At 45.6% G+C, this 21,280-nt stretch carries 17 protein-coding genes; 2 read left to right on the top strand and 15 right to left on the bottom strand.

Annotation, left to right across the window (positions count from 1 at the left end):
• Positions 1–3 precede the first annotated feature (3 nt).
• From HMPREF0240_RS12845 to HMPREF0240_RS12785, 13 genes are all read right to left on the bottom strand, one after another.
• A complete protein-coding gene (locus HMPREF0240_RS12845) occupies positions 4–1,185 on the bottom strand; it encodes a substrate-binding domain-containing protein (protein WP_035313363.1) in 1,182 nt (393 codons plus the stop codon).
• An 85-nt stretch (positions 1,186–1,270) separates the two neighbouring features.
• Entirely contained in the window at positions 1,271–1,480 is a 210-nt protein-coding gene (locus HMPREF0240_RS12840) for a transposase (protein WP_035313361.1), read from the bottom strand.
• Positions 1,481–2,048: 568 nt separating this feature from the next.
• Entirely contained in the window at positions 2,049–3,635 is a 1,587-nt protein-coding gene (locus HMPREF0240_RS12835; protein ID WP_009003844.1) for a response regulator, read from the bottom strand.
• Complete coding sequence (locus tag HMPREF0240_RS12830) at positions 3,613–5,403, bottom strand: sensor histidine kinase (RefSeq protein ID WP_009003843.1); 1,791 nt, start codon at positions 5,401–5,403, stop codon at positions 3,613–3,615. The genes HMPREF0240_RS12835 and HMPREF0240_RS12830 overlap by 23 nt, the downstream gene beginning before the upstream one ends.
• Positions 5,400–6,671 (bottom strand): extracellular solute-binding protein, encoded by a 1,272-nt coding sequence (locus tag HMPREF0240_RS12825; RefSeq protein ID WP_035313359.1) that lies wholly within the window; start codon positions 6,669–6,671, stop codon positions 5,400–5,402. Before HMPREF0240_RS12825 ends, HMPREF0240_RS12830 begins: the two co-directional genes overlap by 4 nt.
• A 243-nt stretch (positions 6,672–6,914) precedes the next feature.
• The gene (locus HMPREF0240_RS23480) at positions 6,915–7,811 is read right to left on the bottom strand and encodes a hypothetical protein (RefSeq protein WP_009003841.1); all 897 of its coding nucleotides are present in this window, start codon (positions 7,809–7,811) and stop codon (positions 6,915–6,917) included.
• A 56-nt stretch (positions 7,812–7,867) separates the two neighbouring features.
• Positions 7,868–8,158, bottom strand: a complete 291-nt coding sequence (locus tag HMPREF0240_RS12815; RefSeq protein WP_009003840.1) for a DUF6506 family protein — start codon at positions 8,156–8,158, stop codon at positions 7,868–7,870.
• A gap of 92 nt (positions 8,159–8,250) precedes the next feature.
• A complete protein-coding gene (locus HMPREF0240_RS12810; protein ID WP_009003839.1) occupies positions 8,251–9,204 on the bottom strand; it encodes a PHP domain-containing protein in 954 nt (317 codons plus the stop codon).
• Between the two features lie 176 nt (positions 9,205–9,380).
• Entirely contained in the window at positions 9,381–10,340 is a 960-nt protein-coding gene (locus HMPREF0240_RS12805; protein WP_009003837.1) for an AraC family transcriptional regulator, read from the bottom strand.
• A gap of 26 nt (positions 10,341–10,366) precedes the next feature.
• On the bottom strand, positions 10,367–11,152 hold the full coding sequence (locus HMPREF0240_RS12800) for an AAA family ATPase (protein ID WP_009003836.1): 786 nt from the start codon (positions 11,150–11,152) through the stop codon (positions 10,367–10,369).
• Between the two features lie 15 nt (positions 11,153–11,167).
• Positions 11,168–12,199: an asparaginase gene (locus HMPREF0240_RS12795; protein ID WP_035313356.1), complete on the bottom strand. Its 1,032-nt coding sequence runs from the start codon at positions 12,197–12,199 to the stop codon at positions 11,168–11,170.
• A 20-nt stretch (positions 12,200–12,219) separates the two neighbouring features.
• Complete coding sequence (locus HMPREF0240_RS12790) at positions 12,220–12,780, bottom strand: HD domain-containing protein (protein WP_009003834.1); 561 nt, start codon at positions 12,778–12,780, stop codon at positions 12,220–12,222.
• Positions 12,777–16,604: an efflux RND transporter permease subunit gene (locus HMPREF0240_RS12785; RefSeq protein ID WP_009003833.1), complete on the bottom strand. Its 3,828-nt coding sequence runs from the start codon at positions 16,602–16,604 to the stop codon at positions 12,777–12,779. The genes HMPREF0240_RS12790 and HMPREF0240_RS12785 overlap by 4 nt, the downstream gene beginning before the upstream one ends.
• Before the next feature lie 408 nt (positions 16,605–17,012).
• Here HMPREF0240_RS12785 and fabG point away from each other — a divergent pair, with 408 nt between their 5' ends.
• The gene (fabG, locus tag HMPREF0240_RS12780; protein WP_009003832.1) at positions 17,013–17,741 is read left to right on the top strand and encodes a 3-oxoacyl-ACP reductase FabG; all 729 of its coding nucleotides are present in this window, start codon (positions 17,013–17,015) and stop codon (positions 17,739–17,741) included.
• Between the two features lie 98 nt (positions 17,742–17,839).
• Positions 17,840–18,568 (top strand): microcompartment protein PduB, encoded by a 729-nt coding sequence (pduB, locus tag HMPREF0240_RS12775; RefSeq protein WP_009003831.1) that lies wholly within the window; start codon positions 17,840–17,842, stop codon positions 18,566–18,568.
• Positions 18,569–18,580: 12 nt separating this feature from the next.
• Here pduB and HMPREF0240_RS12770 read toward each other — a convergent pair whose 3' ends face one another.
• Together HMPREF0240_RS12770 and hflX are read right to left on the bottom strand one after the other, a co-directional pair.
• Positions 18,581–20,002, bottom strand: a complete 1,422-nt coding sequence (locus tag HMPREF0240_RS12770; protein WP_009003830.1) for an MATE family efflux transporter — start codon at positions 20,000–20,002, stop codon at positions 18,581–18,583.
• Complete coding sequence (gene hflX / locus HMPREF0240_RS12765; protein ID WP_009003829.1) at positions 19,989–21,230, bottom strand: GTPase HflX; 1,242 nt, start codon at positions 21,228–21,230, stop codon at positions 19,989–19,991. The genes HMPREF0240_RS12770 and hflX overlap by 14 nt, the downstream gene beginning before the upstream one ends.
• Positions 21,231–21,280 lie beyond the last annotated feature (50 nt).

Genomic DNA, 21,280 nt, shown 5'->3' with positions numbered 1-21,280 from the left:
CCCCTATTCTGCCACGGTATTGTATACTTCATCTTTTGTGTAAACACCTTCATCAATCACAATGTCAACATTGTCTTTTGTAATAATAGTACCCGGGTAGTTCAGGAATGGTACTATTTCACCATCAGAATTATCTATTGTTGATCCAAAGTCTGCTGCGGTTGCCTCACCGACCCTGTAATCAATTACCAACTGTGTTAATTCTCTTGGGTATGCCACGCCGCTCTTCAGAACAGTAGATTCCTGCGTACCGGCGATAACTCTCTGTATTGCTACAAGCTCAGCGTCCTGACCGCAGATCTTAATTTTTCCTGTAAGGCCAGCCTGATCAATCGCTTTTGCAACACCTGTTGCCATACCATCATTCATACAGAAGATTGCCTTCAGGTCTTTCCCGTAAATGGAAATCCAGTTTTCAGCATAACTCATAGCTTTTGCCGGATCCCAGTTCTCAACCCACTGCTCACCAACTACTTCCAGATCATTGTTTTCCAGAGATTTCAACATACCATCATGAAAATCATAAACACCTGTACCGCCTGCAGGATCGCCATACAGATAAGCAACTTTACCGCTGATACCTCCATCTGCTAATGTCTTTGTAATTAGAGCTCCGATATCGAACGCATCATTCCCGCCGGAAACATCACAGTATGCTTCACCGTTCGCATTCTCATAATAACAGACTAATACGCCCGCTTCAGAAGCAGCCTGCAGGGCGCCGGATACAGCTTCTTTCTCATTTGAATGACAGATAAGAATGTCTACACCCTGCTCAACCATGTTTTCAATCTGTCCAACCTGTTTCTGTGCATCATTTTCACTGATTTGATAAATACATTCAGCCCCGTTTTCCTCACACACATCCTCAATAACGCTCAGCTCGAGCACCCATCTTTCTTCCTGAAGTGTCTTGAAAGAAACACCAACTTTCAGATCTTCTTTCTTTTGATCTGTTCTTACATTGCGGCCTTCTACTAACTCACCCTTGGTTTTCTCATCATCTGAAGAATCAGTTTCCTTCGTATCCTTCTTTGTGGCAGCCTCATCTTTGGAAGTTACTTCTGTTTTCTTCTCTGTTGTTGCACCGGTGTCTGTTGATGCACTGTTTCCGCATCCAGTGAACAGTACGCTTGCAGTTAACAAAGTAAATGCCATAACACTTGCTAAAATTCTTTTTTTCATCTTTTTCCATTCCTTTCGCGCTGCTCAAAGTCCAAAACATTATGAAAAACGTTGGCTTTTGACAGCTCTCTTCTTATAATAGTTTCTATAGGGGATCCTTATTATGTTCATTCTCGTTCGGGTTGTCATCGTCCATTTCCTTTGACTTCCTGGCATGGTATGGATTCTCATGTACAGGTTTCATTCCGTTGTCCTGCAGGAATTTCCCCAATGTAAACCAATAGTGACCTGTCGGCTCCATATCAGGGATTACAACGTCTTTCCCATACTTTGCGTTTTGTGTGTTACAAATCATTTTGGACACCTCACTCTGCTTTAATAAGATTTTTAACTAACCGGCAAAGTCAGTAATCTTATTTTTACTGAGGTATTTTTCTCTCAACCTTCTTTCTTGGAATTATATTAGGAAGCTCCTTATTGGAATTGGTGATGTAATAAATATATCACCGAGGCCCTCTTATTGGAATGGAATAGAATTACTAAAAAATAGAACATAATTACCTATAATATTTCCGCAAATAATTTGCTTTTCTTATTCCTTTCCTTTACTATATTTTTCAATTGATTTTTTTTACCTTTTGGTATAAATTTCTTACTCACCAGCGTCCGGGGAAGAAAAGAGTTTCGCTTGCGAAACTCGCGCCTGCGGCGTGTGCATCCTCCGGAAGGTTTTTATGATATAGGGAATTCCAAAGGAATTTCCTATATCATAAAAAACAAGTCCAACAAACGGCGTAATATACACGTTTGCTGGACTTTTCTTCTTTTCAGCCTGTCACCGACAGCAAGATACCGCCTCATCCCTCTTATCGGAATAGAATAAAATTACTAAACAAATCCCTATTGATATCATACCGGGCAGCTCACTGACTCATTGTTTTCTTATACTCAGCCACTGACATTCCTGTATACTTCTTGAAACATGAGCTGAAGTAATGAGGATCCGAGATTCCTACACGTGCTGCGATCTCATAGGCTTTCATATCCGTGTGTAAAACCAGATCCTGCGCTGCTTTCATGCGGATATCCAAAAGATAACCTGTAAAGGTACACCCTGTCTTTTCTTTAAAGACCCGGCTCAAATAACTGGGATTAGTAAAGTATTTCTGTGCCAGTGTATTCAGGGACATATCTTCCCAGTCATACTCCTCTTCTATAGCGTCTTTCACTTTATGTACCAGACTTTTTTCCTGATCTGCCACCTTGACGCTGGTAGAAAGACAGGCTTCTTTAATGACATCTTTCAAGTAATATTCGATTTCATCAAAGGATTCCTTTTTGAAAATCTCTCCTACCAGAACCGAATAATTCATTGTATCAGAATAAACCGGCAATTTTAATTCTGAAAATACTTTCATAATTTCTGCAAAAATCTCCAATGCCTGAATCACCGCCTGCTCTCTTTTTCCTCCGGCTTTCCTGAAGTCATCCAGAATCATCTGAAGTTTTTCTTCTGCAGCATCTTCCTTTCCAATGCGTACCGCATTACCCAGTTCATGGATCAGACTCTCTCTGTTTCCCGCATTGACCCCCGCATCATAATAGGGGTATACATCCCGGAAACAGATTACATTCTCCCCAGAAGAAAATCTGTATTTTGCCGCATCCTTTGCCTCCCGGTATGACTCCCTGGCCTGATCCATCTCTTGGTATACATTCCCGATATACAGACACACCGGCGTCTCTATATTATCTTCCAGATATCTTTCCAGATTATCTCCTGTGTCATAAACCACCTCTTCAGATTCGTTATTTAATATGATAATCCATTCAGCTCCACTGTCTGCAGTATAGATTCCGGGGATATCCCCGTAATAATCCTCTACCAGCTTTCGTACCAGCATCTTCGTAAGCATCTTATCTTCCTCTGTAGCGTCTTTGTCATGTTTCGGTTCTACAAGAGCCACCTGATAGAGATCCTTAGTGATCTGTATATCAAAATAGGACAAGGATTCCATATACTGCTTTGGATTGCTGCTGGAAAGAAATCCAAATAACTGCCGGTCTTTAATGTAAGTGGCGTGTTTTTTCAATTCTTCCTTGTAGCGGTTGAATTCTTCCTGGTGATTTCGCTCGGAAAGAATCTGATCTCTTGCATTGGATACGGCACTTCTTAATTCCTTTGCATTGACAGGCTTTAATAAATATTCAGTGACACCAATATGAATCCCCTCGCTGGCATACTCGAAATCGTCATGTCCGGAAAGAATAATAATCTTCATACGCGGATTTTTTTCCAATATCTGTTGGCTGCAGACCAGCCCATTCATGCCTGGCATCTTGATATCCATTACGATAATATCCACATGGAGTTCTTTCATAATCTCCATTCCTATGCGCGCAGAACTTGCTTCTCCCACGACCTGTAATCCGATTTCTTCCCAGTCAATACACTGCCGAACCATAGCTCTGACCAGTTTCTCATCATCAATTATCAATACGTTCAGCATCTTCTTTTTCCCCTTCCTTAGGAATCCAAATGGTAATCGTAGTTCCGCTGCCATAGGTACTCTCTATCTCTACCAGATTCTTTTCCTGGCAATTATAATACAGATTGATACGCTGTATGGTCCCAGGAAGACCAAATCGTCTGCCCCGCTGTTCCTGAATCGGATGAAGCATCTGCTCTATCTGATCTGGCTCAATACCTATTCCGTTATCCTCCACTTGCATTTTCACATATTTCTCTGCATCCTTTGCCCGTATCACTATAGTTCCTGTCAGATCATTTTCACGGAATCCATGATAAATGGCATTTTCTACCAGAGGCTGCAGAATCAGTTTAATCGTCTTGCAACGCTTGACGCTCTCGTCCACATCATAGACTACATCAAATACATCATCATATCGAAAAGACTGGATCACCAGATAATTCTCAACAATACTCAATTCCTCCTGCACTGTGATTACTGTCTGCCCTCTATGAAGACTGCTCCGGTAATACTGTCCAAGAGCCTGCATCATAATATATACATCCTCTGTTCTCCCTAGCTTTGCAAGAGCACATACGGAGTCAAACGTATTATACAGGAAATGCGGCTTAATCTGCTCCTGAAGCAAAGACAGCTCATACTTCTTACGCATCCGCTGTTCTTCTACCTTCTGAGACATCAGATTTTCGAGTTCATCAAGCATATGATTATATTTTTCCTGGAGATTATCCATCTCATAATTTGTCTTTATGAGGACAACCCGCTGCAAATGATTATCCCCAACACTTTCCATGGACATCAAAATATTAGACAATGGCTTGGTAATCTTGGCCGTAATATAAGAGGCCCCTATAATACCCAGCAAAATCCCCAGAACAAACACAATGCAGATAATGATAATAGCCGGTTGAAGGACCGTCAGCATGAGGTTTCTCTGAATCATACCTGCAATTACCCAGGATTCATTTTTATTTCCATAGATCCCGATGCGATAACGCTTCGATCCATGGGTAATGTCTTTATAAATTTCTTCATCCGGGCTGACCAGACTGTTTTTTATTTCCGATGCTACCCATTCAGGTCCTTGAGCCGCTATGATTTCATTGCTGTCCGAGTCATAGAGCATTAGATCAATTCCAGTCTGTTTACTGACTGTATTGATGATATCTGCAACGTTAGACCCTGGAATATTAACCACCAATACACCTACACTCTCCATGCTGTTCAGTTCCCGGACCTGTCTCACAAAAGACAGTACCTGTCTCTGGGTTCCTGTATCGCTGTCTTCGTATGAAAATGTCATAATAGAAGTTACTTTATCTGAATCTGCCTCTCCAAAAGACGAATCAAAGTAAGAATGGTCCATTAACTGTTTGCGAATGACCTCGACATCGTCAATCTCCCCGGACACATACGCATTGCCATCCGTATCAAAAAGGAAGATCGACGAGATTCCGTCAAAGCAGGCGGCACTATGTACGATTTCTTTCTGTAGGGACAGCCTGTGTTCATAGTCCAGATTGCTGCCGGACTGAAGTATTTCCTGAACAGTATCACTGTAAGCAATCGACTTGGAGCAGTTCGTAGCATTGTCAAACCAGACCCGCATATTGCTTTCTGCAATCTTCATTCCATATTCCAGGCTGCTGTTTTCGCTGTTCTTGGTGTACTGATTTGAAGTAATCACATAAAGTCCCACACACACAATAAATATCACTACAAAAAGAATCAGATAATAAGCGCGAATCTGCCCTAAAAGCTTCTTTTGGCTAAACCACTTGCTCAATTAATGTTCCTCCATTCAATCCGGCTTTTCAAAAGTTTCGTAAATCCGGTCCCGTTAACTCTCAAATCATAAAGCTTCCCGCACAAATCCAGCCAGCTGTCCGAGCTTTCGAGTGTCATTATTGTATCCCAGGCACATCCACTTTCCTGTTTGTCAGCATACATTTGCAGAATTTCCTCTTCGACAGCATCAATACTCCTTTTCTGGTCCCCCTCTGCAAGTTGAAAGGTGCTGCTCTGCGGCTGATAACAACTAAGCCGATAAGCAAGCCATTCCACAATCTCTGTGGCAAGTTCCGGATATTCTGTATCTGCTGAAACCATCAATCCGTGGGTCCCCCCTCCATGGTAGTCATCCAGATACTGCGCTCCGGGCACAACCGGCATCTTAACCACCCTAAGATTATCTCCCAGCCGTTCTTCTGCGGTGGTCGTATACCAATTGCCAATATAGATCATAGCCGTTTCTCCGTTTAAAAACATTTCTTCTGCTTCCGAGGAAATTAAATTAGACATATCATCACAGAACACTTCCTTCCGTACCAGATTTTGTACCAGGTCTGCTGCTGTTGCCAACGTCTCATTATCCAGAGTCTCTTCCTCTTTTGCCAGCCTGTTGTAGAGCTCTGCTCCGCCCAACTGTAACGTAAAATTATTAATCCACTGTTGTCCATGCCACTGATCCAGCATACCACATGCCACCGGCTGAATATTATGCTCCCGCAATTTTTTACTGGCCAGGAGCAATTCTTCATAGGTCTGAGGAATCTCGGCTCCTGCCTGGCTGAACAGGCTCTGATTACAATATAGGACGCCCATCCAATAAGTGTAGCAGATACCATACTGTTTTCCATCATAGATAAAATTTTCCTGCATAGTCATCTTGTCTTTGTAGTCCTCATCCAGATAGGGATCCAGGGCAAGCACCTTTCCCGAATTAACAAAAGCCTCTGAAAATCCCCCGCCATGTCCAAGCATAATATCCGGCATCTCGTTAGATGCCATCATAATTTTAATTCTCCTTTTGTATGTTTCGGTGTCATATACATCTTCCACTAATTCCACGTTAGGAAATGCTTCCTCAAATTCATTATCTATGATCTCCCGGAAGCATTTGGCTGATTCATCTGCATTGTTCTCTCCCCAGTAGTGCATAATATGTATGGTTGTCTTCTCTTTTGTATTTTCTGTTTCTTTTGTCTGCATATTATCAGAACATCCGATCAGAAGTACAGCTATGAAGACAAGAAGTAAACACCATTTTCTCACGTTAAATCCCCCTGTCAAATTTATTTTTTATGACTCTTTTGTACTAAATTTACTATAAAATACTCTTTCATACAAGTTTTTTATATAATTTACCCTGAATACAGTTAATTCAGGCACTGAAATAAGCCCATTATCAATCACTCTAATGTAACTGATAATGGACTTATTCTGATGTCTGGATTCCTCTATCCCAAAAGACCGTCCACAATTTAGACTGTACATGGTCTATCATAGCTTTTAAGATTAGTAACATTTTTTACAACGGCCATATCCACTTGCTTCGGCCTCTGCCTGCGTCATTTGATAAGCATTGTCTGGATTCATATTACCGCAGCTTGAATAGCTATGGTATTTACTTCCGGTAGCGGATATCCAAACCATTTGTTCTTGAGGCTGTTGTGCCTGGGCAGCGGCTTGCTCTGACGCAATTCTTTCTTGTTCTGCCTGTTGAGCAGCGGCTTCCGCAGCAATACGTTCCTCTTCTGCTTTTTTAGCGGCAGCTTCCGCAGCAATACGCTCTTCCTCTTTTTTAGCGGCGGCTTCTTCCTCAGCCTTTTTCTTTGCCTCAGCTTCTGCAGCAAGTCTTTCCTCTTCAGCTTTTTTAGCTGCTGCTTCTTCCTTAGCCTTTTTCTTAGCTGCGGCTGCTTCTTTTTTAGCTTTTTCTTTTAAAATAGCAGTTTTATCTTCTATCTTGAAGGTTAATATATTGCTCTTTATCCCAGAAGCTTCTGCATAAACTTCGTAAGTGCCAGGCTCATCATTAGTAAAAAACATTTTATTATCAGAAGATTTAACTTTACCACCAGTCGTTTTATAAGCCGTGGCAGTAATCGTTTGATTATCTGGCTGGACTACTTGTTTAATCTGTATTTGTTCATTAATATTGTAAACAGTTTCTGTGTCAGCCTGTATATTAATACTCTCTAATTTTGAGGCTGTGAAACCGCTATATATTAAGAATGCAAACACAGCACTTATGACTATTTTTACAGGTTTTTTCCAATTAGCATACCTCCACATCAGGAATATGCCTACAGGAAAAAATAGGATCAACCATAAGATAATCCAACCCGTTTTTTGATACCATTTTTTATGTCTGTTGCCACTGTTTTGATTTTCAGTACCTCCATTATAATCCATTTCTGAATCCCCCTCCTCTTTGGTTACTCTTAGATAGATATTTCATTCTGAATTACTTAAGGCATTTCAAAAGTTTTTTGAAAAATCTCATCCTGTTCCGGCAAATGAGTTACAAAGCCGACCGGAATCTTATTCTCAGTAATATCAATAATTGATTTGGCTCCATCTGCTCCAAATGCACCGCAAAGTTCTATACAATCTATCCCTTCTTCATATAGCCTTTTAGATACTTCACACGCTTCTTCCAAACTGGATACACCAATTGTCTGCACGGCTCCATTATGTATGCCCACGCAATCTTTTTGGGGATCAAAATTCTCTCCCATAATTATAAATGCAAATCTCATGTTAATCCTCCTTTCATCACTGACTTCAATTTACTAATTTATTTAATTATATCAGAATAGAGTGTTATTTTCTCTGATTTTCACGAAAAAGATTACTCCTCTGCCTTCGATACCAGACCGGCCAGCAGACGGTTCCCATAAAAATATGCCTCCGTCACCCCGCATTCTCCGATCTCCCGCGGATTTGCCACGCCCTTCTTCTGATCCGCATGGTAATCTGATCCGCCCGACATAATCTCCACTCTGCCCTCATAGTTCTCACGGATAAAGCCTTCAATCTCACGCTTACTAAGAGGGCCTTCATAACTGGTCTTATCATAAGTATAGCAGGCCTCAATTCCATCCAGCCCTGCCTCCACAAGCAGATCTATATACTCTTTCCGCGTCATTGTTTCCCCATTTTTTTCAGCGTGCCTGGCAATCAGGAAAGGATGTGCCAGAATCGCAATTCCGCCTGTACGGTGCACCTCCCGGATTACCGCTGCAGGATCTGGTTTTTCACGCTTTATCTGATATCTGGGTGTATTTTTTATCATCAGTTTTGCCTGTTTCCAGTTCTGGGCATACCCCTTCCACGCCATCTGTTCAAAAATCATTTTCTTCATGACGTGTTCCTCTTTTATCGGGTGCCCGTCATTGTCCAGAACTTCGTCCCACGTGATGTTGATTCCATCCTCTCCCAGCCGTTTCAGAAGGATCTGGTAGCTCTCACGTCTGGATACCGACACAGCCCGCTCCATCTCTGAAAACCATGCATCCTCCCAGCTGCATCCAAGACAAATAATATGTACGTCTTCCACCTCTGTCTCACAGGAAATCTCTGTTCCCAGCAGCAGTTTCACGCCTGCTGCTTTAGCAAGCGCGGGGAGGTCAGTTTCACTGCCTGCCTCACTGTATACTCTCCTGGGAACTGTATCATGATCCGTCAGCGCCAGCACACGTACACCCAGGGCTGCCGCCCGTTGAATCACCTCCATAGGAGTGTCCGCTCCGTCAGACCGTGTTGTATGCGTATGAAGATCACAGGTAAAATTACTTTTTTCCATCGTTCTTTTTTATTCCTTTCTTTAAAATAGAGTTTTGTTTGCAACCCCCGTTTCAGCGACGGCCGCATCGTGGCATCTGCCTTTTGCGTCACAATGCGCATCCCGCCAGGAGGTCTTTTTATTTCATAGGAAGCATTTTCCTGTGAAACAAGAAAAGCAGGGATCTTCATCCCCGCCTACAGTCTTTCCCGGTATTCCTTTGGGCTCATACCATACTTCTCCTTGAACTTCCGGTAAAAATAGCTGGTATTATCATAGCCCACAGATTCTATAATATCAGAAACCGGCAGCGTACTGCTGGTGAGAAGATAAGCGGCCTGGTTCATGCGCCGCGCCTGAAGGAGTTGTTTATATGTTCTGCCCGTGCGCTTCTTAATCTCTCTGCTCAGCCAGTATACATCATAACCCAGCATCTCAGCCAGCTCAGACAGCGTCCCGCTGCGGTAATGCTCTTCCACATAATTCAGCACCACTCCGGTCAGTTCCTTGTCAAACTGCCTGCTGCCAGTCTCCATCTTGTCCATATAATTTAGAAGCTGAAGAAACAAAAGCCCCATCGTGATCTGGTTGCAGCTGCGTTTATTCGATAAACCATAGAAGATAGTCCACACCATGTTCTCTACCAGGTTCTGAATGGGAAGAACATCCGCCACATGAAAATAAAGATAGGACGTTTTCTCGTTCTTGCCGCAAAGTGTTCCCACGAGAAATTCTTTCAGCATATTTTCCTCTTCCCCCATCATGGAGAAAGCCATATTAAAGAACTCCGGAAGGACAATAAAATTCACTGCAATATCATCTTTTCCCGCCGGAAGGATCTCCTGCACCGCATTCTGATTCAGAAACAGCAGGTCCCCCTGCTCCAGCACCACCTCGTTGCCGTCTACAAAATGCGTGGTTGTCCCCTGGCACATATAGATCACTTCCACATAGTTGTGCCGGTGTTTCGGAAAGTTCACAAAACGAGTATGAGGCCGGACCTGAATCAGCTTTCCCTTTTTCAGAAGCTTCTCGCAGTCTACAATCAGCTCTTTTTTTTCTGTATACAGGTGCGGGTCGATTCCCTTTCTGCCGTCCAATATCATCTGTTCTTCCTCTGTGATCACAGATAATTCCCTGATCAATTCCGGATGCATGCACTCACCTTTTCCATTCTGTATTCCTATTGCTGCTTCGCAATCTCTTTTGACAGTTCCATGTACTCTGCAGCGCTCCGGCTGCTTTTCTTATATGCCATAATCGGGGCATTGTTGTCCTGGGACCATTCAATTCCGCTGTCCACGCGGATATATGTATCATAAACCTTTACATTTTCCAGTTCTTTCAGGGTCTCCAGGGTCTGTTTGAAATAATTTTTCCTCGTATCTACTTTTGTAATCACAATTCCGCCCAGTTTCAGATCCGGGGCAATCTGTTTTACCTCTTCCAGAAATTCAAACATATTGCCTAACCCGAAAAGCCCCCATGGCGTCGACTCCACGGGGATGATCACTTCATCTGAAGCGCAGAGGATGTTCATAACCCAGCCGCCCAGTGTCGGCGGCGCATCGATCAGAATATAGTCGTATATTTGGGAATCCCTGACGGGGGTCAGGCATTTTCTCAGGATATACTCTCTCTGCCATTTGGTAAAAAGCTCATATTCGATGGAACTCATCAATGTGGAGGATGGGATCAGATCCAGTCCTTCATAAGGAGAATGCACGATATAGCCGCTCAGGTCATCCTGCTGTTTGATTCCCTCGTACAGATTCTTCTCGCTCTGGGCATATGCCAGAACCTGCTCCTCATCAAAGAGGGACAGGGAAAGATTCAGCTGCATATCACCATCTATCATCAGCACATTCTTTCCCAGCTGTGTGAGTCCATATCCCACATTGGAACAGGTTGTGGATTTTCCGCTGCCGCCTTTGTTATTTGCAAAACATATGACTTTTGTCTTTCCCATCTTTCCGCCTCCGTATCATTGGTCAGAAACCAAATCCCGTCTCTTTTTGTATCCCAGTATATCACAATTCACTGTCCTGTAAAACTCCGTTTTCATATCTTCATAACTCAGATCAGACCTTGCCATAAGCCACATGGCCTTTGTTATTGTGGCCTCCAGCGTCATATCATAAGTTTCCAGCAGGTCGAAGTCCTGTTTTACTTTTTTCCCGACTTCATATACCATCATATCACTGCCCTCTTTCACAACCTGAGTTGCTATAATGGCAAGCTTGCCCTGCGACCTGCAGTTCTTCATCACTTCATAAAATTTATCCACCAGATATTCCGGTATGCCGCCCACACCAAAACTTTCAATTACGATACACCGGTATCTTCCAAACAGGCAGTCCAAAATCCCGGGGGCCATGCCGGGAATCAGCTTCAATACATAGATGCTGTCATTCATCTCATGATAGAACTTTACCTCTCCTTCATAAACCTGCGGCGGTATATAACGTATTACTTCCTGTTCCCGGATCACTGCGGGGTATGGAAAATTGATGCTGGAAAAAGCATTATAGCTCTTTGCCCGCTCCTTTTTCGCCCTTGTGCCTGTAATCACTTTTCCGTCAAACACGATATTCACATCTCTTGAGCCATCATCTGCCGCATAGATAAAGCTGTCGAGCAGATTGGTCCGCGCGTCCGTATTTTCCTCATCGATCGGCTTCTGCGCACCGGTGATTACAATCGGCTTTCTGGAATTCTGAATCATATAGGACAGCGCAGCAGCAGTATATGCAAGCGTGTCCGTCCCATGGCACAACACAAATCCGTCATAATCCTTATAATTTTCTTCGACTGCCCGGCTCATCATTTCCCAGTGCACCGGCGTCACATTCGTACTGTCCACGTTGCATACCTGAAGGGTATGCACTTCACATACTCTTTTTACATCAGGTATGAACCCGATCAGTTCTTCCGGCGTGATCGCGGGTGTCAGTCCGCTCTCCGTGTGTTTGCACGCAATCGTCCCACCCGTCCCCAACATTAAAATCCGTTTCATTACAAATCCCCCAGATTTATTTACCACTCCAGCGAAGCCGGCTCGCTGCCGAAATTCTTCTCCACCAGAGTGCAGTATTCTTCGAAAGCTGCCGCGCCTTCAAACTCGGGTCTCAGGACATCCCTGATCCCCTTGTAATACCAGCCCATTGCCGCTTTGCTCTGCATGCGGAACCTTTTCCAAAGTTCATCCCCCAGAACTGGATAATCCCTGTCAATATCCCTCATGTTTGAGAGCTTGTCTGCCAGTCCAATCAGCTTTACCGGGAAAGGTGCCATCCCCAGATGCCGTATAGTGGCTCCTTTCCTCTCCTCCCAGCTCAGGGACTTATCCTCGCTCTCCTGAGCCACTATGGAAGCTACCCGCTCCCCGAATTCTTTTTTCAGGATCTCCTCTGTTACACCTGCACAATCCTCAATCGTATCATGCAGAATTGCCGCACAGATGATCTCATCATCTGCCGTCATTGTGCCTACAATTTCGGCCACTTCTACAGGGTGCACGATATATGGCCTTTTTGTTCCTTTCCGGAATTGTCCCTCGTGCGCCCTGGACGCAAATGCTATGGCTTCATCAATCATTTAACCGGCTCCTCCTCAATGCCTTCCCGCAATCTGGCTTTCTCCTTCTTATGAAACAAAGCATAGATACACGGTACCACAAATAATGTTAATGCAGTTCCATATATAAGACCGCCGATCGTCACCACCGCCATCGGCTGTACCATATCTGCACCAGAACCAATACCGATTGCCATTGTTGACAATCCCAGAATCGTTGTAAGAGCCGTCATGATAATCGGACGGAGTCTTGTCCGCCCCGCTTCCACAAGCGCTTCCTTTTGTTCCATCCCCTGGGATATCAGCTGGTTCGCATAATCAATGAACACTATACCATTATTGACAATAATTCCGGATAACATAACAAATCCGACCATAGCAATTACACTTACCGGGCTTCCTGTGATCCAGAGCCCGAAAAGTCCGCCTGTAAAAGCCAGCGGGATTGTAAACATAACGATAAACGGCGAGCGCAGAGACTGGAACTGCGCTACCATGATCAAATACATAAACACAACCGCCAAAGCAAGCATCTTGAGCAGCTCTACCATGGTCTCCCTGATCGTCTCATCCTCACCCTGCATTTCCGCAGTATATCCGTCCGGCAGCTCATAAGATTTCATAGCCTTTTCCACACGGCTGCTGACCAGGCCGATATTATCGTCCTCATCCACTTCCGCTGTCACATTGATATATCTGCTCTGTGAACTTCTGGAAATCGACTGAAGCCCATATCCTGTCTCAAAGGATGCAATATCTTTTAAGGCAACCTGTTCTGTCGAGCCGTCCTGTTTTTTTACATCCAGTTTCATGTCCTTTATTTGATCCCGGGTCAGCTCCTGATTCTTCTGATCTGCCACGACTATCCCGATCGAGGAGGTATCCATATCCAGCTTCGTAGAAGAAGTCGGTTCTTTCAGTTTCTTAGCCAGCTCCTGATAAACCTGGGCAACAGTCAGATTATGAGAAACCGCTTTTTGCTTATCTACGATTACACGCAGTTCTTCTGTTGTCTCATCCATTCCGTCGGACACATTCTTTGTGCCTTTGACTCCCTCAAGGATTCCTGCAATATCCTTTGCGATTTCCTGCAATTTGTCCAGCTCCCGGCCTTTAATCTGTACGGAGATTCCCGATGCTCCGAGTGAACTCATATCCATATTGGACATACTCAGGGAAAGCTCCACATCTTCTTCCATTGCCAGCTTTTCTATTGCTTTCTGTATTTCGCCGTCTGACATGGAGCGTTCTTCTTTCAACAGTGCATAGAACTCAACCTGGTTTGTGGCCGTGCCTCCGCTGCCCATCATACCGCCGCTCATAGCCATGCCGCCTACATCGCCAATGTCTTTAATTTTTTGAAGCTTTTCTGTGAACTGATCCGCCACTTCAGCAGTATCCTGCAGTGAAGTCCCGTCCGGAGTCTCAATGGACATGCTGATTTCCGTACTCTGCATTTCCGGCATAAATGCGGTTCCTCTTGATAGTGACAATACGCCGCTTACGACGAACAAGACAAGTGCTCCAACCAGTACAAGAGGTTTCACGCGGAGTGCGCCACGCAGTAATTTCTCATAAATATTTTTCAGGTGTATAAAGAACCTGGATTCCTTCTGATCCGTTTTTCTCAGCAGCCCTGCAGACATCATAGGTACAAGCGTCAGCGCTACGATCAGGCTGGCAAGCAGTGAATAAGCAATGGTCAGTCCCATATCCACAAAGAGCTGTCTTGCAATTCCCTCGGTAAACACAATCGGAAGGAATACGCATACCGTAGTGAGCGTAGAAGCCATGATGGCCCCGGCCACCTGCTGGGCGCCCTTAATCGCTGCCTCTCTGGCAGATGCATGTTCCTCATTGCGCATGCGATAAATATTTTCAATCACGACAATCGAATTGTCTACCAGCATTCCAACACCGAGCGCCAGACCCGACAGAGAAATTACGTTCATCGTCACTCCGCTGAAATACATCAGCACAATGGCCGTCAGGATACTGATCGGGATGGAGCAGGCAATTACGAATGTGGGCCGGATGTCCTTTAGGAACAGCAGCAGAATCAGTATCGCCAGTATTGCACCAAACAGCAAATTCTGAAGTACAGAGCCAATTACCATATCAATATAGACGCCCTGATTCATAAGAACAACAACCTGAATATCCTTATTCTCTTTTTGTATCTGTTTAAAACGTTCCAGGATCCTGTCTGTCACTTCCCCGGTGGAATACCCCGTCTGCTTCTGTACCTGCAGTAAGATGCCGTTCTCTCCGTTCAGTTTTGCATAAGTATCCGCTGCATTGTCTACCCGCTCTACCTCTGCTATGTCAGAAAGCTTAATCGGGTTGATCCCTTCCATGTCTACCAGTACCAGATCTTTCAGATCCTCCAGAGACTGGAACTTGTCCCCCACACGGATTAAATAATCGATTCCATCTTCATTTACATATCCTGCCGGCATATTGAAATTCTGAGCTGCCAGCACAGTCTGTATCGTCTCGGCCGTCAGCATGGATTTGACATTAGCGGCTGACTTTGCCTCTTCCTTGGCAGTCTTGATCTCTGCCTCTTTACTCTTCAGTTCCGCCTCACCCACCGCCAGCTGGGCGGAGGCCTGGCTCATCTGCATTGCGGCCTCCAGCTGGGCTGTAGAAAGCTGGGCTCTGGCCTGGGCCAGTGTGATCGTCCCGGCATTCAGCTGCTCCTGCACCTGGATCAGCATTGCTTTGCCCTCCGCAAGCTCTGCCTGCTTCTGGGTAATGGTCTCCCTACTCTGCACCGCCTGTGCAAGCCCCTGCTCAATTGCAGCCATGGATTCGTCATAACGCTCCAGAACAGCCAACTGGGCTGTCAGTGTTCCCTTGGCTATGAGCAGTTCTGGTGTCTCTCCACTCTCTGCAATTGCCTGCATCACCTGCTGGTATTGGGCCTCAATCTGTTCCCGCTGATTATTCAGCTCTTCCAGCTCCTGTTTCTGCTGCATCAGTGCCTGCTCGCTGGCGTCAATCTGAGCCATGGCCTGTTCCAGTGCAGCCTCTGCCACCTGGATCTCACTGAGCTTCTCATTGACTTCCATCTGCCCCTGGGTCAATTCCGCATCGCTCTGGGCAAGCTGGGCCTCTGCATCCGCCATCTGTCCTGCTGCCTGGCTCTTGCCGGATTCCAGCTGGGCCTTTCCATTTTCCACCTGGGCTTTTGCCTGATTCAGTGCATCCGTAGCTTCATTAAACTTATGATCCAGCTGATTCTGGACAGAAGCATCTACACTGCTTACTTTATCTTCTTTTACCGTAATCCGGATTGTCTCCTCGATATCTCCGAATGTATTAACAGATGCCACGCCTTCCAGACTCTCAATCTCGGGAAGCACGTCCTCTTCTATGATCTTTGTGCTCTCTGCCGGTTCTTTTCCGTCCACGCTGATCGCAGGGATCATGACGGGCATCATGGTCGGGTTGAGCTTCATGATGATTGGATTTCCCACCGTATCCGGCCAGTACGAACTGATCTGATCCAGACTCTCCCGCATCTCAATGGTCGCAGAGTCCATATTGGCCGTTTGTTCAAATTCCAGGATAACTGTGGATGCATTTTCTCTGGAAGAAGAGCTGACAGTTTTAATATTGCTGATGGTTGCCATTGCCTGTTCTACCGGCTTCGTGACGGTAGTCTCTACTTCCTCCGGACTTGCTCCCGCATATGTAGTCATAACAACCGCATAGGGAAGATTCATATCCGGCAGCAGGTCTACTGTCATTTTATCAAATGATACAAATCCCAAAATTAATATCAGCACGACGGCTACTACGACGGTGTACGGTTTCTTCACACTGAACTTGGATAACATGTGTCTACCTCTTTCACTTTTTCACTTTTATGCATCACCTGGTTCGGCTGAGAATCAAGGTGACAGTAGGGGGTTTGCAAAATCCCATTTATAAGGAAATCATATCATAAGCACATCTCAATCACAACCACAAAATGCGGGAAGTAGACTAAAGTACGCTGTACAAAATTCCAAAACGGCAGGGACCGCTGGAAACGGACACAGGGGGCTGGAAACGGGTTACGGGTGTAAGCTGGAGTAAAGGAAAAAGACAGGAGAACCTGGGCAAGCTGCAGAATATGGTATACCCAAAGGGCATCCCGTAATTCATGCCCTTCGGGCGGATCTGCAGCAAGCTGCAGAATATGGTATACTTTTTTTAATGTATAGAGTATAATATCAGAAGAATTATTGAAGTGAGGTTTTACTATGGAGCGTAAATGTGTCCTGGTTACAGGGGCGTCGAGAGGAATTGGAAGAGCCTGTGCTGTTGCTTTTGGGCGGCTCGGGTATTATGTTTTTATTAACAGCAGGCATTCTGCTGATCTGGATGCGGTCTGTGAGGAGATTGTTTCGGCAGGAGGATTATGCCGGGCTGTACCGGGAGATGTAGGTTCCGCTTTGGACGTTGGAAGTATCTTCGGAGAGATTAAGAATGAAGTACCGGGGCTGGATGTGCTGGTGAATAATGCGGGGACTGCTTTTATCGGACTGCTGACGGATATGACGGACGCAGACTGGGACAGGATTCTGCATACGAATCTTTCATCTGTGTTTTATTGTTCCCGGGCTGCGGTTCCATATATGGTTGCGCAGAAGGCCGGGAAGATTATTAATATTTCCTCTATGTGGGGGACTTCCGGGGCTTCCTGTGAGGCGGCCTATTCTGCCTCCAAAGCGGGGGTTAACGGACTGACTAAGGCTCTGGCTAAGGAGCTGGCTCCGAGTAATATTCAGGTCAATGCGATTGCCTGCGGAGTGATTGATACTGTGATGAATGCACAGCTTTCTGAAGAGGAACGACTGATGCTGATGGAGGAGGTTCCGGCGGGACGTTTTGGGACTCCTGAGGAAGTGGCTGACCTGGTTCTGGATCTGGCTCAGGGGCATGCTTATCTGACCGGACAGGTGATTGGACTGGATGGAGGTTTCCTGTAGAAAGTATCATTCCAATGGACACACCGTAACTCGTGCCCTGCGGAATAAGGTAATGATTAAGAAGTGTTACATTTAAAATAGATAAAAGGAGTTTTTATATGCTTAACGTAAAAGGAATTGAAAATATACCAATGGACTGTTCTATGACAGAGTTTGTGGGCACGACCGTTTTGGATACAATAGGGCTTGTGATCCCCGGGGTCACTCCTGCTTTGCTGGAGCAGATGCATCTGCCCAGGTCTTACCGAAGTCTTGGTCTGCTCAGTTCACGGACCGGCGCTGCCGGACAGATCAATGCTGTGGATGAAGCGGTCAAGTCAACCAACACGGAAGTCGTTTCTATTGAGCTGCCACGGGATACCAAGGGCTGGGGCGGCCACGGCAACTATATCATCCTCGGCGGAGACAATGTTTCTGATGTCCGCCGGGCTATTGAGATTGCTGTCGAGTATACGAAAAAATATGCAGGTGAGCTCTACATCAGTGATGCAGGCCATCTGGAGTTTACATATTCCGCAAATGCAGACCAGGCACTGAATATGGCATTTGATGCTCCCATTGGAAAGCCATTTGGTTTCTTCTGCGGGTCTCCGGCTGCAATTGGACTTGTGATGGCGGACCTGGCTGTCAAGTCTTCCCCCGTTGAGATTATCAAATACATGACTCCGGACCGGGGAACCAGTCATTCGAATGAAGTAATCGTGGCCGTGACCGGTGATGCAAGCGCCGTAAAGAATTCTGTATTGACAGCCCGTGAAATCGGACTGCAGCTGCTGGTATCTATGGGGAGCTATCCGGAGACACCTTCGGCCCCCTATCTTTTTTAGTTCATATCCTGCCTATTTGGCAGCTCCATTCTCCGGCATTTCTGACAGAATCGCCGGAGATTTCATTTTTTTCAATTGTCTGTAGGCAAATACGATGGCAATGACCGCTGCGGCGGCATCCGCGATTGGTCCTGCATACATGACGCCGTCTATTCCCATGAACAAAGGGAATATCAAGATCAGCGGCAGCAAAAAGAGCACCTGTCTCGTCAGGGACATCACAATTCCCAGCTTAGCCTTGCCAATTGATGTAAAGAATCCCGATGACATGGGCTGTATTCCATTTGCAAAGGTCATGAACATAAAAATTTCCAGATACCTGTCCGCAAAATGAAAATACTGCTCACTTCCGCTTCCGAAGATGCTGACTATCTGACGCGGGAATATCTGAAAGCTTAAAAAGAACAAGGTTGCGATTGCTGTACACAAAACCGCCGCTCTTTTATATGTACTTCTGACTCTCTCATAGTTCTTTGCGCCGTAATTAAATCCCCAGATCGGCTGGCAGCCCTGAGATATTCCAATGCAGATAGCCAGAAACACACTGTTCACTTTCGAAATAACACCAACACAGGCCAGCGGTATATCGCTTCCATATGCGGAAGCCGCCCCATAATGGCGGAGGGTATTATTCATAGCGATCTGCACGACGGTCATAGCAAGCTGATTGATACAGGATGCCATTCCCAGTGACGCGATTGACTTCAGATACATGGCTCTTGGACGCAGTGAAGCTGCTTTGAGATCCATTTTTTTATATTTTATAAAATACAGTATTACCAGAAGGCCTGAAACTACCTGTCCTATTACTGTAGCGGCCGCAGCCCCTTTTATCCCCCAGTGGAACACAAAAATGAAAATGGGATCCAGAATCGTATTCAGCACTGCCCCTGTCAGCATGCACACCATAGAATAAGTAGGACTCCTGTCCGCCCTGATCAGATGATTTCCTCCGGTTGTCAGAATGAAAAAGGGAAGTCCCAGCGCGGTTATCCCGGTATAATCCATTGCATAGGGCAGCACTTCACTGGTTGTACCGAAAACATGCAGCAGCGGTTCTAGAAATACCAGAACAATGACGGCGATCGCAATACCGCTGATGACAAGTGATGCCAGGCCCGTACCTGCGATTTCACTGGCCCTTTTCTCTTTTCCGGCACCCATTTCCAGATTATAGTTAGAGGCACTTCCGATTCCCAGAAGCAGCGCTGTCGCTGTCGCGATTGTTGTGACAGGAAATGCTATATTTGTAGCAGCATTTCCCAGCATGCCGACTCCCTGTCCGATAAAGATCTGATCTACTATATTATATAATGCGCTTACCAGCATACTGATAACGGCCGGTACGGCAAACTTTCCAATCAATCTCCCCAGCGGCTCTGTGGCCAGCGGATTTTTATTTTCTTCTATATTATCAGTCTCATATTTTTCCATATATCTCCTTTGTAACGTAGGCCTTTACCGAAATCCCCTCTGGCACATATTCCTCCTCCAGAAGCTGTCCGTGCTTTCGTATTAACTGTATCTTCCCGGCTTCCTCAAAGGGATACATTTTCTCGATATAAATCTGGCCGCTGCGTATGATTTCCAAAAGTGCCGTTTTCAGCTCCTCCAGCCCCTGCCCGGTCTTTGCCGACGTCAGGATCGAATATTCTGCCTGAAAATCCCGGAAACTGCCGGGTTCCTCCAGCTTATCCTGCTTATTGAACAGTGTGATCACCGGTTTGCCTTCCACGCCCAGCTGACGCAGAGTCTCGTAAACGACATACATCTGACTGTCCATCTGGGGATTAGATGCATCTACGACATGAATGATTATGTCCGCATATTTGGCCTCCTCAAGTGTACTTTTGAATGCCTCAATCAAATGGTGAGGCAATTTTCGGATAAATCCAACCGTATCTGTCAGCAGAATCTCCTGCTTTTTGTCAAGTTCCAGAACCCTGGTTGTCGTGTCCAGTGTCGAGAACAGCATTGCATCCGCCAGAATCCCAGCACCGGTCAGCGCATTTTCAATACTGCTTTTGCCGGCAGAGGTATATCCCACCAGCGCCGCAATTTTCTTATGTGACGCTTTCCGCTGTGTACGTATCAATTCCCGGTGCTGTTCGACTTCCCGGAGTTCCTTCTTTAATTTGCTGATCCGTTCCCGGATCAGACGCCTGTCCATCTCCAGCTTCTTTTCCCCGGGTCCGCGTGTTCCGATTCCGCCGCCAAGCCTCGATAAGGAATCCCGCAGGCCCACCAGACGCGAAGCACGATATTTCAGTTGAGCCAGTTCCACCTGAATTTTACCTTCACTGCTGACGGCTCTGGCAGCAAAAATATCCAGTATAAGCAGCGTCCGGTCGATCACCTTACATTGCAGTTCCCGTTCCAGATTGTGCAGCTGCACCGATGTCAGTTCGTCATCGCATACAATTCCCGTTGCCTCCGTCTCCCAGAGGACTTCCTTTAGCTCCAGAAGCTTTCCTTTTCCTACATACGTAGTTGGATGAATGGCCTCACGTTTTTGAATCACCCGCCCCGCCACTTCTGCCCGGGCAGTCTTCACCAACTCAGCCAGTTCATCCAGCGACTCCTCGGTCTGCTCATTCTCATTGAGCTGTATTCCCACAAGAATTACCGCTTCCCTTTGTTCCTCAATTTCAAATAATGTCATATTGTAAACCTGTCAAGGGGGGCAGTCCATATTGCAAAGGGGTCAGACCC

The sequence above is a fragment of the Clostridium sp. D5 genome, from assembly GCF_000190355.1.
Lineage (GTDB): Bacteria > Bacillota > Clostridia > Lachnospirales > Lachnospiraceae > Faecalicatena > Faecalicatena fissicatena_A.
Note: the sequence above shows the minus strand (reverse complement) of the source record. Positions and strands in the feature narration are given on the sequence as shown.